We start from the raw sequence: 17,601 nt of genomic DNA, 5'->3' as shown, positions 1-17,601 counted from the left end.
GTCGACTGAGAAGGTTATATCTATGTGCTACCGAAGTTGGACTAAGCTGACCAATTAAATAATCAAATTGGTATTACCTGACCATACAATTAGCTCACCACTCACTCCTATCGAAACGCATTCATCTCGTCGCCAACCGGGAAAAATCGTTCTCTAACATTTGTCGCCCTGTTAGACTTCCCCCCTTCTCTTTTGATACTTGGTTGATTTATGTCATTTAATAACCTGACCCTAAATGTAAAAACTGTTACTGCCATTCCTTCTCAATTCGATAAACCAACACAGATCCAGCAAACTGCAATTCCAACCATTGTTGAAGGTAAAGACGTACTTGCATTAGCGCAAACGGGGAGCGGTAAAACATTGGCGTTTGGATTGCCTGTGCTTAACAACATCAACCAAGAAACGAATGCGCTGCAAGCACTCATCATCGTACCTACGCGTGAGCTCGCCTCTCAAGTCACTGAGTCATTAGAACCCATAGCAACAGCCCTAAACATTAACGCAGTGACATTAACGGGTGGTGTCGACGCTGATCGCCAACAACAACCGTTATCCGTAGGCGTACAACTCGTGATCGCGACGCCTGGCCGTTTGCTGGCGATGATAAAAAGTGGGGAACTCGATGTCACTCAGTGCACATCATTAGTCCTTGATGAAGCCGACCGACTGATCGATATGGGATTTTGGTCAGATATTCAAGCCATTACCAATGTGCTGCCTAATAACAGACAATCACTGTTGTTCTCTGCAACGCTTCCTCCAGAGTTGGTGAGTCAAGCTGAAACGCTGCTTTCTGATCCAGTAACGATCAAAACGCACCAAGAAAACAGCGTGGTCGCCAATATTAAAGAAACCCTCTACCTCGTCAATAAAGGCAGTAAAGCTCAAGCATTGATCGCGCTCCTCAACCAGCATCAATGGCCACAAGTGTTGGTCTTTATTGGCGCGAAAGACAATGCAGATGCACTCACCAAACGGTTGAATAAAGCCAAAATCAGTGTGAGCGCGTTACATGGCAACAAAAGCCAACAAGAACGAACGCAGGCATTAAAAAATTTCAAAAATGGTGAGACTCGTGTACTTATCGCAACCGATGTCATGGCTCGTGGCATCCATATCGATGAGCTACCGGTTGTAATTAACTTTGAGTTGCCTGCGCATGCCGCCACTTATGTCCATCGCGTAGGACGTACCGCTAGAGCCGGAACCTGCGGCAGCGCTATCTCACTTGTGAGCCACAGTGAAAATGAATATATAACGGCGATTCGTGCTCTAACTAATAAGGCGCTTCCACTGCAGCCATTAGAAGGTTTCCCTGTTACAGATAAGCCAGCATCGGAAGCAAGCGCTCGTAAACGTCCGCCTAAAGACAAAATGGCTAACCGACGAACAGCAAAAAAGAAAAGCATCAAACAGTTCAAGAGCAAGCCGAATAACTCTAGCCAACCCAAACAGAGCTAACTCACACAAAATAAGCCCACAGTTTGGGTAGCTCACTCGTTCGATTAGCCCAGATTACGCTGGGCTTTTTATCGCATCTTTATGCATTTCATTTAATTGCATTATTATGCACTTATCATAAAAAAAACAGAATAAAAGCCAATAAGCTAGATGACATTTTTATGAATTATAGCGGCAAGGTATTGATTTTTGGTTGCTAAAAAAAATACTATCCAATCACATTGACGCCCCTATCTCCGGCAACTAGATTTCTCTATTAGTGTCTAAACAGGAGGTCATTGAAATGAAACGTGCTAGCTCTACATATCGATTACAGCTGATTAAAGAAGTGGCAACCCGCCGAGATCGTCAAAGTTCCAATGACCCGATGGCAAACTACATACAAACCATAATAGATAATCAAGATGAATGCGACAGTTCAGTAGAACGTAACCATAGATTCAGTGGTTGTCACTTTGATGAGCATATCGGAGGTTGGGTGAGCGACCACTGGGGGAGCAAGTAAGCTAGCGCAGTATTAATTAACCTTAAGTCCGCATTAATCTATTTACGTAAATACTTTCTCAGCATACATTTCTATCGCTAATTCAGCAGAATGTGTTTGGGTTAAAAAGAGAAACTAAATAATGGGTTGCCTTCAAACCGCTGATTCGCATTAAAGAAGGCAACCATTTTTATGCAGTAAATTTTTTATCCGGTAAGTATTTTTATGCTGTAAACCATCGCTATATCACACAGCATCTCAACGTTATAACTCATCACAAACGATAAGTAACTTCTGGGCTGAGGCTTTAAATAATTTCGAGACTTAAGTTGTTTAAGCTACTGAAGCTATAGAGACATAAAGCGCGACGGTTGAGAGATCTCTGATAAACCCATAGCTCTGATTAGCCAATAATTCTGAGGGCCAATAGTTTTGATGGAGCAGTGGCTCTGATAGGTAACTACTTATAAAAAATAATAGGTGTGATGAATAGATAATGTTATTGAAAAGGCATATCTGAAAGGTGAGAAAGGATTTCTAACTGTTCTTCTTGTGACATTGAATGCCAGTCACGAGCGTTTGTTTCCGGAGCATCTTTTTCCCAGCAGCTCTCTCTGTCCAATGCTTCCACTGGTTTTTGATTGAGTTTTCCTGTTTTCTTATCCATATCAACACCACGCCTTCTCGTACTCAGTACCTATATTCCTATTAATCGACTTAATAGCGTTCGATTTACTAATATAACTATTAACAAAATTTAAGCCGCTTTCGAGTGAGATCAGTAACAAATACACCTCAACTAGCCGAAAAGATCTCTTTGAGGGCTGATATCATCCTGTTTTTCTACTTGTGTGCCTGTTGAGTTATGTTGTTTCATTATTTTTCTTCTATAGCGTTGACGGCAGAGCTTAATGACGTGTAACTGCTCTGAAGGAGCCATCGACATCCAATTAAAACGCTCATCTCTTTTACGCATGCAGCCATTGCAATACCCTTTTTCATCGCTTGAGCAAACCCCAACACAAGGGCTTGGAACTTGGAAAAACTCTAACTGCTCCACCCTTCCTCCTGACTTCCTAACACAACCAATAACTCAGCTTACTCATTCAAAAATAAGCCGTTAATAACTCTCTATCACCATCGTCCCCATACTAAACGATGACCTTATGCTGACACATATGAATTATTTTAAACTATGCTTTATCTATCTAGTTATCTATATGAATGCACCTATTCCGTCACTTAATTTTTCCTTTGGAGCCTTATTAGTATGAAGTTTAGTTCAAAAAAATTACTAGCAGTAACCGCTTTACCGATAATACTAGCAGCATGCACAGCAACAACTGATAACGCGGCTCAAGTAACAGCAACCGATCTACAGCACCATAATTGGGAACTGACTCAAATTGATGGTAAAGATATTGAGAAAAGCGAGCATCAAGCCGCACCTCGCCTCGAAGTAGGTGAAAATATGACGGCCAATGGCGTGGCGGGTTGCAATAACTTCTTCGGCCAAGGCGAGCTGAAAGATGGTCAATTTCGTATTAAGCAAATGGGTATGACCATGAAAATGTGTCATGACTCAGCGATGGAAATAGAGCAAGCGGTCTCCACGACGCTCACTGAGTGGAGTGACGTAACCCTGACCAAAGATACGCTAACCCTGAAAAACGACGCGCACACACTCACATACACCCTTCGAGATTGGATGAACTAATCGGAGGTGGCAAACTAAACTTAAACTAAAGGAGCTTCGTTGCTCCTTTTTTATTGCCACATTGGTCTACACCTCTCAAAAATAGCGCTTGTCATTGAGTTTGCGCACCAACTTCGGATAAATATCAAAATGATCTGACTGCCACGCAATTATTCCATCGGTTTTACGGTCTGTTGTTAAGAAGCTAAGAGCCTCTATTAATTGCTTGAATTTACTATTGAATTAGAAATTATTTCAAAAACAGATAGAATGACGGTTAGGGAATTCAAAAACACACAAGCTCTTACTCGTTCACTATCAAATGGAAATGTTTATGAACAAGATCGTAAGTACGTTAGGGATCATGGCTACCGTTGCCTACAGCGCAACGGTTTATGCTGATGAAGAAAATATTGATGCAAATAAAGCAACAGACAACTGGAAGCAAATTGAGCAGCAGGCAGACGGGCAAACGGTCTACTTCCATGCTTGGGGCGGTAGCCAAGAAATCAATCGTTACATACAGTGGGCTAGCAAGGAGCTACAAAGCGATTATGGCGTGACGTTAAAACACGTAAAAGTAACGGATATCGCCGAAACTGCCACTCGCTTACTGGCAGAAAAAGCAGCAGGCAAGCACAGCCAGGGCAGTGTGGATATCGTTTGGATCAACGGTGAGAATTTCCGCTCAATGAAAGACAACGCACTGCTTTTTGGCCCGTTTACTCAATCACTTCCCAATTGGCAATACGTCGACAAGTCACTGCCTGTTGATGTCGACTTTTCAGAACCCACAGAGGGTTTAGAGGCTCCTTGGGGAGTTGGACAGCTTGTCTTCATCTATGATCAAGAAACACTGCACAATCCACCTCAATCGTTTGCTGAAATGCTCAGTTATGCCCAAGCCTTTCCCAATCGCTTGAGCTACCCTCGTCCACCAGAATTCCACGGTACCAGCTTCATCAAATCTCTGTTGATTGAGCGAACCAATAACAACCCTGCGCTTTCTCAGCCAGTATCAGAAGATAACTTCCAAACCGTGACTGCGCCGTTATGGGCCTATTTGAATGATTTCCATAAAGTCGCTTGGCGCGGTGGCAAACAATTTCCAGCAGGCACTTCCGAAAGTATTCAACTATTGGACGATAGGCAACTCGATCTTGCGATTACGTTTAACCCAAATGCGGTTTATTCAGCCCAGTCGAGCGGCAAGCTAGCTGACAGCACCAAAGCTTACGCACTCGAAAGTGGCGCTCTGTCTAATATTCACTTCCTCGCGATCCCATGGAATGCGAATTCAACCGCAGGTGCTCAAGTTGCCATTAACTTCTTGCTAAGCCCTAAAGCGCAATCGCGTAAAGGTGATCTGAATATTTGGGGTGATCCTTCCGTTTTAAGCAGTAAGTATCTCACAGGAAGTGCTAAGAATACGCAGCAATTCAAGTCGGTTGATGAGCCTCATCCGAGCTGGCAGACAGCACTCGAGCAAGAGTGGCTTAAGCGATACGGTAACTAATATTCATGCTACGCGCCCTATATTTTGTTGTTATAGCAGTGTGCATCGTTCCAACAATTCCTGGAGTAGCTGGGGTGGTGGCTTCATCACTGAGCTTCATCCCGCCTCTAGGATTAAACGAACTGTCACTCAACGGTTTTCATCAAGTGTTCCAGTGGGAAGGCGTTGAGCATTCGATTGTATTAAGTCTCACTTCAGCCGTTGCGAGCAGCTACATGGCTTGCTTCCTAACCTTCGCTATTCTGCAAGCCTGTTGGGGAAAACCTTTTTGGAAAAAAGTCGAACTGACGCTCTCTCCAATGTTGGCGATTCCGCATGTAGCTTTTGCAATCGGATTCGCCTTTTTATTTAGCCCGAGTGGTCTTGGGGCGAGGGCCCTTCATCACCTTATAGGTGAATCATCGACCAGCTCTGAATTGGCTTTGCTGATCAAAGATCCGTATGCGTTAGGGTTGATCATGATGCTCGCAATCAAAGAAGTCCCCTTCTTATTACTCATGAGTATCTCTATTTTCCAGCAGATTGATGTTGAACGAATCACTAAAGTCAGTGCATCTTTAGGTTACCGTCGCTCACAGATTTGGTGGAAGTGTATTTTCCCACAGTGGTTAACGAAGCTGCGTTTTCCAATGCTTGCCGTGTTGGCCTATAGCGTCTCCGTGGTGGATATCGCATTGATCATCGGGCCAACCAATCCTCCGACATTTGCCGTACTCGTATGGCAATGGTTCAACGACCCAGATCTTAATTTATTACCGCGAGCCGCCGCTGGTGCCATCGTTTTATTTGCCCTAGCTTCCTTGATCATCGCCTTCGCTCGTTTGATCGAATGGGCGATCTTAAAATACTTCCGCTCTTGGCAGTACTCTGGCCGAACGGGCACAAGTCTACCGGGAAAAACCGTGTTTACTGCATTGGCGAGCCTATCGTTACTGATGATTCCGTTGATGATGATCTGGAGCATAGCTCAGCGTTGGCGCTTCCCTGATGTACTTCCTACTCGTTACAGCCTGCGTTTCTGGACGTACGAATGGGAGGGCATCATAAGTACCATAGGACAAAGCCTATCGATTAGTATTACTTCGGCGACGATAGCTTTATTGCTAGCGCTCATCGCTCAGGAATACCGAATCAAGCATAAATGGCAGGTGCCGGGGTTTATTATCGCCACCCCAATGTTAATTCCTCAGCTGTCTGTATTATTTGGACTGCAGGTGACCACGCTTTACATTAGCAGTAGCCGTTTTGAATTGTGGGTCATTTGGGCACACGTATTTTTCGCCTTCCCCTTTGTCTATCTCTCGTTAGATGGCCCATGGCGAAGCTTTAATCAAAACTTAGTCAAAGCATCCTTAAGCTTAGGTAAGTCACCTTGGCAAAGTTGGTACTCAATAAAGTTACCTATTTTACTGCCTGCAATTGCGTTTGCGTGGGCAATCGGCATCAGTGTGAGCCTAGCGCAATACTTGCCAACCTTAATGTTGGGCGCTGGCAGAATCAACACCATCACTACTGAAGCCGTCGCGCTGACCAGCGGTTTCGACCGTCGAGTCACCGCCATTTATGCCATTTGGCAAGCTTTACTGCCGCTTTTCTTTTTCTCATTCGCGATATTAGTCAGCCGACTTCAACTTAGATATCGCCGTCTTACTCTTAAAGGTTTTATTCACAATGAGTCTGCACCTCAATGACCTCGCCATTCATAAAATAGCTGGGGATCCGCTGTTTTCAGCATTCAACGTAACACTAGAATCAGGTCAAGTATTGGCATTGATGGGGCCGAGTGGCTGTGGTAAATCCACTCTACTGGACGCAATCGCAGGTCACCTCAGCAGTGAGTTCGAGTATTCGGGAAGCGTGATGTTGAACGAAACTCTGCTTAACAGTCTTCCATCCCACCAACGTCAAGTCGGTATTCTATTTCAAGATGACTTGCTCTTTCCCCATCTTAAAGTATGGGAAAACTTGGCGTTCTCATTGCCAAATACGACCAAGGGAGCCGCACGTAAGCAGCATGCTATCGAGGCTTTAAACGACATCGACCTCGCGCATTTAGCCGAATCGTTTCCAGACCAGATTTCAGGTGGTCAACGTGCAAGGATCAGTCTAACTCGAATGTTATTAGCAAAACCAAAGCTCGCGTTACTCGATGAGCCGTTTAGCAAGCTAGACCAAGCACTACGAGCACAGTTTCGCGATTGGGTGTTTACACAACTGAGTAAAGCCAATATTCCAGCGCTGATGGTGACTCATGATCAAGCCGACATTCCAAAGGGTGCCAATGTGCTGACATGGCCATGGGGAGCGAGTCATGCTTGATAAATACTCGGTCAAAGTCATCAAGTGGCCATTAACCCAATCGGCTAAGTTACTGAACAAAATCGGTATCACAGCCAATCAAACGACACTGTTTGGATTTTTGGTTGGCTGTATGGCATTCCCTGCTCTCGCCTTTCAACAGTATGATTGGGCACTAGGCTTGATTGTATTTAACCGGGTATGTGATGGGCTTGACGGGGCCTTAGCTCGTATTCAAGGCATTAGCGATGCAGGGGGATTTCTCGATATCAGCTTAGACTTTCTCTTTTACTCGCTAATCCCCTTTGGGTTCGTGATTGCCAACCCAGAGCACAATGCGATTGCCGGGGCATTTTTGATTTTCTCTTTTATCGGCACTGGCAGCAGCTTTCTGGCATTTGCGGTGATGGCTGGCAAACGGGGCATTGAAAATCCCGTATATAAGAACAAGTCTCTCTACTACATGTCAGGACTCACTGAAGGCACAGAAACCATCACCTGTTTCATTGTGTTCTGCCTCTGGCCGCAACATTTTGCCGCTATTGCTTATACCTTCGGTGCCGCATGTTGGCTAACGACATTTATGCGAATCTATTTTGGGTTTCAAACGCTCAATAGTCAGAGTTGCTAACGAAAGATCATCGATCCCTTACAAATCTACCCCTTAAAAACACAAACGCCGTTCAACTGAGCGGCGCTTTTCTCGCTAAGATTTGATTTCAATTATACGTCTACAGAAGCTTTGATTTTGAATCTCAATACCTTCAAGCTTGAATCAAGATCGATATCGACAAACTCAGGCGGGTTGTCCAGTCGCTCAATAAATTCGACGTTAGGTGCTTCTTCTGCCATCGTCTCAATCAAAAAATTTGGTGATACGGCTGGCGAGTTAACACAGGCAATCACTTCCCCACTTTCAGTTAGAAGCTCTGGCAGACGACGTAAGATCTTTTTGTAATCTTTAGTCAGCGCAAAGCTGCCTTTTTGGAACGAAGGCGGATCGATGATAACGAGCTCATAAGGTCCACCTTTCTTGATTTTGCCCCACGACTTAAAGATATCGTAACCAAGGAAATTCACCGAACGCATATCATGCTCATTTAAACGATGGTTATCACGGCCTTTGTTCAGAGAGCCACGAGACATATCCACATTCATGCACTGGCGCGCCCCACCCGCGATAGCCGCGACCGAGAAGCCACAAGTGTAAGCGAACAGGTTAAGTACATTCTTGCCCTTAGCATTGTCTTGTACCCACTGGCGACCATTTCTCATGTCTAGAAATAGTCCAAAGTTCTGGTTGCGACCGATGTCGAGTTGGTACTTCAGGCCGTGTTCAACCACAACAGGGGAATCATTCAGTTCACCCCATAACACTTCAGAAGGTGCACCGTTTGCATAGCGGTGTTGCAGAACAATACTTGTACCCAGCTTGGTTTGCCAGATTTCTTGGTGAGTGAGATCTAACAGACCCGACTTTAAAGATGATAAGAACGCTTCATCGACCTCTTTGAATAGGTTGACCAACAGCTGTCCATCAACCCAATCACAAGTCAGTTGCTCCAGTCCAGGCCAAAATTTACCACGACCATGAAACAGACGACGCAGCTCATTCGGTACTTCATTCAGTTGCTGTTCAATATGACTAAAAAACAGAGGTAAAGCTGATGCTTCCATTATTTCACTCACTTAGTATTTAGCTTTGGCCAAGTTAACGACCAAGGTTCAAGCCAATTGTCTAAACCGTTAGACACAGTTTGTTGATGCCATTTGTCACCTAAGGAATCGAGACTCCTTGGGTCACAGACATATTGGTAGGCTTGTGATTGATAGATAAATCGAATCGCGAAGGCGTGCAGATAGCCTCTGTCAGCGTCACTCGATGGATTATAAATAGGATCACCCACAATAGCAGAGCCGATCGACTTCATTGCCACACGGATCTGATGAGTTCGTCCCGTATAGGGTTTACATAACAGCAGGCGCTCACCGGGCTCAGCCACTGCAGAAAGGAATTGGGTAATCGCAGGGTTTTGTTTGGATGTCAGAAGTTTCCAGCTAGAGCGTCGTGAGCGTTCCATATCACCGGAGATCAGCCCCTGCTTTTTCTTTGGCTTTTTTGAGCCAATCGCTAAGTAAAACTTTTCAACTTCACGCTTTGCAAACAACTGCGAAAGCTCACTCGCTGCAGAGGCGTTTTTCGCCAACAGCAAAATACCCGAGGTCATTTTATCAAGGCGATGCACGAGATATAGCTTAGGTTCATTGATAGCATTCGCCACTTCTTGAAGCAGCATGGTATCGCCATCATCTTTATGGACGCTAACGCCTGGGTGCTTGTTAATAAGTAGAAAATCAGAGTGATTCAGAAGAATGTCGAACATGTAAAGGCTAGCTCCATTGTAGAGCGTGGAGTATACCTCGTCTGTATAGAGATTCCAGCTACGAAAAACGCAATTCACTCAATCGAGTCCCTATCGTAGGAAGTAATCGACGGAATGCTTTTTCATCTAGACCAGTGGACAAAAAAAGAGACCCGATTAGGTCTCTTTCTCAATTGAATGTCAGCGGGTTTGGATTACAGCTTCTTAGAGAATGCAGCCGTTAAACCAATGATGACTAGGCCTAGGATCATGATTGGACCTTTACCGCCTTCAAAGCCACTTAGAATACCGCCCAGTGCCACTACAGCAATCGCGAAAGGAATAACGTACTTAACTAGGTTGTACCACAGACCAAACAGTGGGAAAGATACTTCACCGTCGTTAGTAATTTCTTTCTCTAGGTCTACACGGTTTAGACGCCAGCCAGCAAATAGACAGATGAACATACCGCCAACCGCTAGGAAGACCTTATCGGTTAGTAGATCGAAGATATCAAATGCACCTGTCTCGAAAATCATTGGACCAAGGCCACCTAGAGATAGAGAAGCGAAGATACACATGATAGCCATCACTGCACTTGCTGATAGTACCGCAGTAACACGCTTCATGCCTTTCTCATCGATAAGGTAAGACACAACGACTTCCATCAAAGAAACAGAAGAAGTCAGTGCTGCTACCGTTAGACCAACGAAGAACATAAGAGCGAACAGAAGACCGACTACACCGCCCATTTCAGCAAATAGCTGAGGGACAACTACGAATACTAGACCTGGTCCTGCAGCTGGTTCCATGTTGAATGCAAACATTGCAGGGAACATAGCAAGACCAGCAAGTAGAGCTACCGCAGTATCCATACCGATAACCATGCCCGTAGTTTGAACTAGGTTCTCTTTCTTTTTCAGATAGCTACCGTAAGTGATCATACAACCCATACCAAGAGATAGAGAGAAAAACGCTTGACCCAGCGCTGCTAGAATCGTTTGGCTATCGACTTGAGTGAAGTCTGGCTTGAATAGGAACTCAAGACCTGCGCTTGCACCTGGTAAAGAAAGACCTTTAACCGCTACGATGATAAGCACAAGGAATAGAACAGGCATTAATACTTTACCTGCCTTCTCGATACCACCCGAGATACCTTTACTTACGATAACAATGTTTAGTAATAGGTAAGCGGCCATCCACATTAGTGGTTGAGTTGGGTTAGAGATGAAACCAGCAAAGCTATCACCGATAGCTTCTGGCGTATCGAGTAGACCGGTAGCAACTTTAGGGATGTAGGCTAGTGCCCAACCACCAACAACGGGGTAGAAGCCCATGATCAATAGACCACTAAGCACACCGATAACACCAACAAAGCTCCAACGCTTATCGGTTGATTTAAATGAACCGACAGCTGAACGGCTTGTATAACGACCGACAGCGAATTCAGTCAGCATGACACTGAAACCAATAACAATAACGAAGGCTAGATAGATAAGTACGAATGCACCACCACCATTTTCACCTGCTGTGTAAGGGAATTTCCAAATATTACCTAAACCAACAGCGGAACCTGCTGCTGCCATTACGAATCCTAATTTCGAACCCCAGGTATCGCGGGGTTTTGTGGTTGTATTACTAGTAGCCACGTGTACTCCAAAAAATTTGTGTGATGTGAGTGCTGCTTTGGACAGCGCCTTCAAAAGATAAGATGTACAAATAAGTTTACATATCCATAAAATCTGGTCGACGCTCATTATATGGCAAGTAAAGCAGTTTAAGAATAAAATTGGAAGCCCGAACCGTACATATTTCGTTACCAATTCTTTTTTTCATGGTTAAATGCCGTGTTTTCATACAAAAGCAAATGACTTCCTCTTAATTAAACCAAAACCCAATAACTTTAACCTGTTCACGGATTTCAAACTCACTGACACATTCTGCTCAATTTTGTAAATAGTTGATTCCTTAAATTCCCATATCCATAAAATAACATTATTATATAAGTGTCTCTTTTTTCGAGTATTCAATGTGGAAAAGCTCTACCACCTTTTAACTCTGGCTTCGGTTGCTTTGTACTGGATTCTTGTCGCCGGTGTAACTTTTCGTGTCGTGCTAAAACGGCGCTCTGTCAGCGTTTCTCTTGCTTGGCTTATGGTTATCTACATTATTCCTATTGTTGGCGTGGCTTGTTACTTCCTATTCGGTGAACTGAACCTTGGTAGAAAAAGAGCAGAACGTGCCCTTCGTATGTTTACGCCCTTTGGCGATTGGTTTCGCCAGTTAAATGACTGTCAACTCCACCAGCCTGGTAAAATCGGCTCGCCTATCCACAAAATTGATGAACTTTGTAACAATAGAATGGGCATTCCTGCACTCAGCGGTAACACCCTCTCACTGCAAGCCTCACCGAATGACATCCTCCACGCTATTATCCAAGACATAGAGAACGCCCAGACCAGTATTAAAATGGTTTTCTATATTTGGCATCCCGGAGGCCTGACAGACTCCGTCGCTTCTGCGCTGATTCGCGCGGCAAAGCGGGGGGTCGATGTTAAGGTTCTGCTTGATTCAGCCGGTAGCCCACGTTTTTTCAAAAGCCATTGGCATTCAATGATGAAAAACGTAGGCATTCAAGTGGTGCAGGCTTTGGAAGTGAGCCCTTGGCGTATTTTTTTGCGTCGCCTAGATCTAAGACAGCATCGCAAGATCATAGTGATTGATGAGTCCATCGCCTATACCGGTTCCATGAATATGGTCGACCCAGCTTATTTCAAACAGAGCTCTGGGGTCGGTCAGTGGATTGACGTCATGGTTCGAGTCACAGGCCCAACGGTTAACGTGCTGTCAGCCATCCACGGTTGGGATTGGGAAGTGGAAACCGGTGAGCGTATTCTTCCAGCTCTTCCGGAGTGCAGTGTCGAGCAAGCCCAAACCCATCACCCAGTACAAGTAGTCCCGTCTGGCCCGGGCATGCCCGAGTATTTAATCTTACAAGTGTTAGCTATTGCTATTAATCAAGCGAATCATTCTGTACGCATCACAACGCCCTACTTTGTTCCAAGTGCCGATTTATTGGAGACACTAAAAATGACGGCTCAACGTGGTGTGAATGTCGAGCTGATCATTCCGCACAACAATGATTCATTAATGGTCAAATGGGCGTCACGCGCTTTCTATACTGAGTTACTTGAGGCTGGGGTCAAAATCTATGAGTTTTATGGTGGGCTTCTTCACACCAAATCAGTGGTGATTGATGAAGAGTTTTGCTTGATCGGTACGGTCAATATCGACATGCGCAGTTTGTGGCTTAATTTTGAAGTGACGCTTGCGGTAGATGATGTGCACTTCACTCAGCAACTCTCTGAATTGCAGCACTCTTATATTGAGTCTTCCCATTCAGTCGTATTAGAGCAATGGGCACAGCGAAAATTATATAACCGCTTCTTTGAAAGGTTATTCTACTTGTTCAATCCACTGCTTTAGTGGTCTCTTTGTAAGCCATGACTATAGCGCAGCACTTTAAACCTATTTTTATTCCAATCATTGTTATATCAATTATTTTTTGTCGCGCAGTATCAACGGCACCAAAGGTTCAACGCTGTAAAAGGTTAAAAAGCAAAAGAAAAGCAGAAAAACTCCTATTCAACTCTTGCTTCCAAGGCTATTGGCATGCTTTAAATAAGGCATAACCGATAGATAAGGAATTCACAGCATGTCCGAAAACAAAACCACTAAACTGATCACTGCAGGTCGTGATAAAAAGTGGACCAATGGTGTCGTTAATCCACCAGTACAACGAGCGTCAACGGTTGTGTTTAACTCAGTCGAAGAGAAACGCAAAGCGACAATTAATCGCGCTAATAAAACACTTTTTTACGGACGTCGTGGAACCAATACTCATTTCGCATTTCAAGATGCCATGATTGAAGTTGAAGGGGGGGCAGGTTGTGCACTCTACCCTTGTGGTACCGCTGCCATTTCTAATGCCATCCTCTCTTTTGTAGAAACAGGCGATCACATTTTGATGGTCGACACCTGTTACGAACCAACTCGTGATTTTTGTGACACCATCATGAAAAAGATGGGAGTAGAAACCACTTATTACCCGCCGACGATTGGCGAAGGCATTCAAGAACTGATCAAGCCAAACACCAAAGTACTGTTTACTGAATCTCCAGGGTCAGTGACAATGGAAGTTCAAGATATCCCAACCCTTGCACGTATTGCCCATGAACACGACATCATTGTGATGCTAGATAACACTTGGGCAGCAGGTGTAAACTTTTCACCATTTGATTTTGGCGTGGATATATCCATTCAAGCGGCGACAAAATACATTGTTGGTCACTCTGATGTGATGCTAGGAACAGCAGTAGCCAATGAGAAATGCTGGGATCAGCTCAGAGAGCAGAGTTACTTGATGGGCCAGTGCGTCTCACCTGATGATGCTTACTTAGGGCTTCGCGGTATTCGAACTCTTGACGTTCGATTGCGTCAGCATGCAGAGAGTAGCCTCAAAGTGGCAAAATGGCTAGAGACTCGCCCAGAGGTCGATCATGTCCGTCACCCCGCCCTTGAGTCTTGTCCCGGCCATGAATTCTTCAAACGCGATTTTACCGGCAGTAATGGCTTGTTTTCTTTTGTTCTCAAGAATTCAAATTCAAAAGCCACCACTGCGCTGCTTGATGGTATGACGCACTTCAGCATGGGTTACTCATGGGGTGGCTTTGAAAGCTTGATTCTAGCCAATGAGCCGAGCAGCTTTAACAGCTTGAGAACAGTATCGAACCCTAACTTCGAGGGAACCTTGATACGGGTTCATATTGGTCTTGAAGACGTTGATGATTTGATTACCGATCTCGAAGCGGGATTAGATCGCTACAACGCGCTCGTTTAATAGAACCTTGGGTTAACTGGGCCATAAACCATAAACCATAAACCATAAACCATAAACCATAAACCATAAAGGCAAGGCTCTGTTGCCTTTATGGTCTGTCAACGTTTATCGCCTATTCCGCCTGGCTACTGACTACTGACTACTGCAAATTGAACCTTGTGCCAGTCAAAGCAGACTCTAGAGCTTCAGCAACGTATTTATCACCTCAGAGACGCATTATTTCCTCTTCAGCGATACACTGATTCACCCTTTCTACAATTCGGTGGCGGTTCTATTTTTGATCGCAACCTATGAATATTTTTTGGGGCAGCCTACTAAATGATCATTCACCATGCCGGTCGCTTGCATAAATGCGTAACAGATAGTTTCTCCAACAAATTTAAACCCTCGCTTTTTCAAAAATTGACTCATCGCCTTAGATTGCTCTGTCGCAGCAGGAACCTGTGACATCTCTGTCCAATGATTATCGACAACCTTGTTATCGACGAACTGCCACAACGCATTGGATAGCGAACCAAACTCTTGCTGTAACTCAAGCGCGGCACGAGCATTGCTATAAACGGAGGCAATCTTACCCTTATGTTTAACCACATCGAAATGTTCAATAATGCGCGGCACATTGTCTGCATTCAATGCTGCTAACGTCTTAAGATCATAGTGCTCAAACGCCGCGCGGTAGCCTTCTCGTTTTTTAAGTATCGTCAGCCAGCTAAGGCCAGCTTGAGCACCTTCTAGCGTAATGAACTCAAACAGTATTTGGTCATCGTATACAGGCACGCCCCACTCTGCATCGTGATATACCCTTTCGAGTTCGTGATTGAGTGCCCATGCACAGGTTTTCTCGGATGTATTCTCGTCCATCTTTTTGATCCATTGATATATTTACTTATACCAATCGTAGTCAATAACTGTTCATCCTAGCTTGTTAAAAATCTCGATAACGTCGCTAGATTTTTTGATTGTAGAATAACTACTTATCGAAATAACCCGCCTTGTTCTCAAGCTTTTTTCCTGTGCTATTTTTGATCACTGACTTACTGTGATTGGTATTAAAAATTGGTATCTGTACTTAAAAATTAATAGTCGTACAAAAAAGAATGCCCCAATCTGGGGCACTAATTCAACGGTTAATTTGTTGTGGTGCTGACATTACTATTAAGCCACTTCAATTTTGTGGAATAGGCGATACAGCACTGGCACCACGATTAACGTCAGTACGGTGGCAAAGCCCAGACCAAACATAATGGTCACCGCCATGGGTTTGAAGAAGATATCCGGTAACAATGGGCTCATACCCAGAATGGTGGTGATCGCCGCCATACATACCGGACGAACTCGGCTTAACGCAGCATCGACCACCGCCACATACGGATCTTTACCTGATTTCATCTCAATATCGATTTGGTCAAGCAGTACGATACCGTTCTTAAGCAGCATCCCAGATAGGCTCAAGAAGCCGAGCAGTGCCATAAAGCCAAATGGGGTGTTCAAGGCTAATAAGCCTGTCGTTACCCCTATCAGCGCCAAAGGAACCGTACACCAAACAATCAGAGGCTCTTTGACCGAGTTAAACAAGAAAACGGTGATCAAGAACATGAACAAGTAACCCAGAGGCATGGTCGTAAACAGCGATGCTTGCGCATCGGCTGATGACTCATACTCGCCGCCCCACTCTAATGAGTACCCCGGTGGCATCTCAATCGCTTCAATTTGTGGCTGTAAACGTTTCTGTAGAGTCGAAGCCGTTTCTTCACCCAGCAGATCAGGATCTGCCAGTACCGTGAGCATACGCTTACGATTCTTACGGATGATCAGGGGATCTTCCCATTCTAGCTCGTAGCCCAAAGTCACTTGTTGCAGCGGGATATATTCACTTAATGCCGGACTCCAGATCTTCATGCCTTCGATATTGCGAATATCAACACGTTCATCTTCAGGTAAACGTGCGACGATAGGCATCAATGTGGTTCCATCACGGTACACACCAATCGATTTACCAGAGAAAGACATCGCAAGGAAATCATCCACATCTGACTTGGTAATACCATAACGACACGCTTGGCTTTCATTGAACTGAGGTTCTAATACCTTGGTTCTTTCTCGCCAATCATGACGAACGTTAAACGCACCGCCATCGGCACGCATGATGTCCATCACCTGAGCAGCAATCGAGCGTAAAACGGTCGGATCGGAGCCAACAATTCGCGCTTCAATTTTTGCACCGCCGCCGGGACCTAACTCAATCTGCTTGAGCTTATAATCAATCTCAGGAAATTGACCGTCTACGTGCTCACGGAAACGCTGCATCAGCCCTTTTAGCACTTCATAACTCTTTACTCGAACGGTGATTTCACCGTACGCGCTGTAGCTTTTCTCAGGCGCATAAGAGGTCTTGCTCTGGCATAGGAAGCGCGAGCGTGACCGTAAATGTGCCCGTGCTTGGATCGGGCTCAGTGGTAAACTCTTTGATGCCGGCTGGGTACTCATTACCACTCGGCACTCGCACGACCGCCTCAATATTTGATATCACGTCTTCATTCGGCTGATTAACATAGATTTGGTCAGGCAGTTGGATCACGACTTCTACATCTTCAACGCTGTGAATATTGACAACTTGTTGCCCTACCTGAATGTTTTCATATTGGTCAACGCTCACCCGAGAAATAATGCCGTCAACAGGCGCACGAAGTTTGGTAAATGATAAACGTAATTTTGCCAATTCAAGCTCGGCATATGCAATCTGACGCTCTGCGGCAATTTCATCGAACTGGGATTTCGCCAGCAACCCTTTTTTCACCAAAGGGCTAGGGCGTGTTGATCTTTGCTGTACATTTCGCGTTCAACAATACATCGGTAGCCACATCAACATGAATGCCAGCG

General features: G+C 44.7%; 15 protein-coding genes and 2 pseudogenes. 9 read left to right on the top strand and 8 right to left on the bottom strand.

Annotated features, from left to right (window positions below; translation table 11 throughout):
• Positions 1-210 precede the first annotated feature (210 nt).
• Both Q1A70_RS15285 and Q1A70_RS15280 read left to right on the top strand, forming a co-directional pair.
• The gene (locus Q1A70_RS15285; protein ID WP_299693307.1) at positions 211-1,464 is read left to right on the top strand and encodes a DEAD/DEAH box helicase; all 1,254 of its coding nucleotides are present in this window, start codon (positions 211-213) and stop codon (positions 1,462-1,464) included.
• A 283-nt stretch (positions 1,465-1,747) separates the two neighbouring features.
• Positions 1,748-1,969: a hypothetical protein gene (locus Q1A70_RS15280; RefSeq protein ID WP_299693310.1), complete on the top strand. Its 222-nt coding sequence runs from the start codon at positions 1,748-1,750 to the stop codon at positions 1,967-1,969.
• A gap of 478 nt (positions 1,970-2,447) precedes the next feature.
• Here the strand turns inward: Q1A70_RS15280 and Q1A70_RS15275 are convergent, their stop codons facing one another.
• Both Q1A70_RS15275 and Q1A70_RS15270 read right to left on the bottom strand, forming a co-directional pair.
• Positions 2,448-2,615 (bottom strand): hypothetical protein, encoded by a 168-nt coding sequence (locus tag Q1A70_RS15275; protein ID WP_299693313.1) that lies wholly within the window; start codon positions 2,613-2,615, stop codon positions 2,448-2,450.
• Between the two features lie 132 nt (positions 2,616-2,747).
• The gene (locus Q1A70_RS15270; RefSeq protein ID WP_299693316.1) at positions 2,748-3,008 is read right to left on the bottom strand and encodes a DUF1289 domain-containing protein; all 261 of its coding nucleotides are present in this window, start codon (positions 3,006-3,008) and stop codon (positions 2,748-2,750) included.
• Positions 3,009-3,218: 210 nt separating this feature from the next.
• On the opposite strand from Q1A70_RS15270, the gene Q1A70_RS15265 reads away from it, so the two are divergent.
• The 5 genes from Q1A70_RS15265 to Q1A70_RS15245 all read left to right on the top strand — a co-directional run bounded on the left by Q1A70_RS15265 (position 3,219) and on the right by Q1A70_RS15245 (position 8,089).
• A complete protein-coding gene (locus Q1A70_RS15265) occupies positions 3,219-3,665 on the top strand; it encodes an META domain-containing protein (protein ID WP_299693319.1) in 447 nt (148 codons plus the stop codon).
• Between the two features lie 313 nt (positions 3,666-3,978).
• Positions 3,979-5,160, top strand: coding sequence for an ABC transporter substrate-binding protein (locus Q1A70_RS15260; RefSeq protein ID WP_299693321.1), 1,182 nt, complete (start codon positions 3,979-3,981; stop codon positions 5,158-5,160).
• A 5-nt stretch (positions 5,161-5,165) separates the two neighbouring features.
• Positions 5,166-6,851 carry a thiamine ABC transporter permease gene (locus Q1A70_RS15255; RefSeq protein ID WP_299693324.1) on the top strand — a complete coding sequence of 562 codons (1,686 nt, stop codon included), beginning with the start codon at positions 5,166-5,168 and terminating at the stop codon, positions 6,849-6,851.
• A complete protein-coding gene (locus Q1A70_RS15250) occupies positions 6,832-7,479 on the top strand; it encodes an ATP-binding cassette domain-containing protein (RefSeq protein ID WP_299693327.1) in 648 nt (215 codons plus the stop codon). The genes Q1A70_RS15255 and Q1A70_RS15250 overlap by 20 nt, the downstream gene beginning before the upstream one ends.
• Positions 7,472-8,089, top strand: coding sequence for a CDP-alcohol phosphatidyltransferase family protein (locus tag Q1A70_RS15245; RefSeq protein WP_299693330.1), 618 nt, complete (start codon positions 7,472-7,474; stop codon positions 8,087-8,089). Before Q1A70_RS15250 ends, Q1A70_RS15245 begins: the two co-directional genes overlap by 8 nt.
• 92 nt (positions 8,090-8,181) lie before the next feature.
• Here Q1A70_RS15245 and Q1A70_RS15240 read toward each other — a convergent pair whose 3' ends face one another.
• The 3 genes from Q1A70_RS15240 to Q1A70_RS15230 all read right to left on the bottom strand — a co-directional run bounded on the left by Q1A70_RS15240 (position 8,182) and on the right by Q1A70_RS15230 (position 11,470).
• Positions 8,182-9,135, bottom strand: coding sequence for a class I SAM-dependent methyltransferase (locus Q1A70_RS15240; RefSeq protein ID WP_299693333.1), 954 nt, complete (start codon positions 9,133-9,135; stop codon positions 8,182-8,184).
• Positions 9,136-9,143: 8 nt separating this feature from the next.
• Positions 9,144-9,842 carry a TIGR01621 family pseudouridine synthase gene (locus Q1A70_RS15235; RefSeq protein WP_299693336.1) on the bottom strand — a complete coding sequence of 233 codons (699 nt, stop codon included), beginning with the start codon at positions 9,840-9,842 and terminating at the stop codon, positions 9,144-9,146.
• 194 nt (positions 9,843-10,036) lie between these two features.
• The gene (locus tag Q1A70_RS15230; protein WP_299693339.1) at positions 10,037-11,470 is read right to left on the bottom strand and encodes a sodium-dependent transporter; all 1,434 of its coding nucleotides are present in this window, start codon (positions 11,468-11,470) and stop codon (positions 10,037-10,039) included.
• A gap of 382 nt (positions 11,471-11,852) precedes the next feature.
• Here Q1A70_RS15230 and cls point away from each other — a divergent pair, with 382 nt between their 5' ends.
• Both cls and Q1A70_RS15220 read left to right on the top strand, forming a co-directional pair.
• Positions 11,853-13,307 (top strand): cardiolipin synthase, encoded by a 1,455-nt coding sequence (gene cls, locus Q1A70_RS15225; protein ID WP_299693342.1) that lies wholly within the window; start codon positions 11,853-11,855, stop codon positions 13,305-13,307.
• Between the two features lie 229 nt (positions 13,308-13,536).
• Positions 13,537-14,721 (top strand): cystathionine beta-lyase, encoded by a 1,185-nt coding sequence (locus Q1A70_RS15220; RefSeq protein WP_299693345.1) that lies wholly within the window; start codon positions 13,537-13,539, stop codon positions 14,719-14,721.
• A gap of 288 nt (positions 14,722-15,009) precedes the next feature.
• Here Q1A70_RS15220 and Q1A70_RS15215 read toward each other — a convergent pair whose 3' ends face one another.
• From Q1A70_RS15215 to Q1A70_RS15205, 3 genes and pseudogenes are all read right to left on the bottom strand, one after another.
• The gene (locus Q1A70_RS15215) at positions 15,010-15,582 is read right to left on the bottom strand and encodes a DNA-3-methyladenine glycosylase I (protein ID WP_299693349.1); all 573 of its coding nucleotides are present in this window, start codon (positions 15,580-15,582) and stop codon (positions 15,010-15,012) included.
• A gap of 294 nt (positions 15,583-15,876) precedes the next feature.
• Positions 15,877-17,109: pseudogene (locus Q1A70_RS15210) on the bottom strand (efflux RND transporter permease subunit); the annotation flags it as partial.
• Positions 17,105-17,527 (bottom strand): annotated as a pseudogene (locus tag Q1A70_RS15205) (HlyD family efflux transporter periplasmic adaptor subunit); the annotation flags it as partial. The pseudogenes Q1A70_RS15205 and Q1A70_RS15210, both read right to left, overlap by 5 nt.
• Between the last annotated feature and the right edge of the window lie 74 nt (positions 17,528-17,601).

The sequence above is a fragment of the uncultured Vibrio sp. genome, assembly GCF_947488985.1.
In the GTDB taxonomy this organism is placed as follows: domain Bacteria; phylum Pseudomonadota; class Gammaproteobacteria; order Enterobacterales; family Vibrionaceae; genus Vibrio.
The sequence above is the reverse complement of the archived record's forward strand: the minus strand, read 5'-3'. Positions and strand labels throughout refer to the sequence as shown.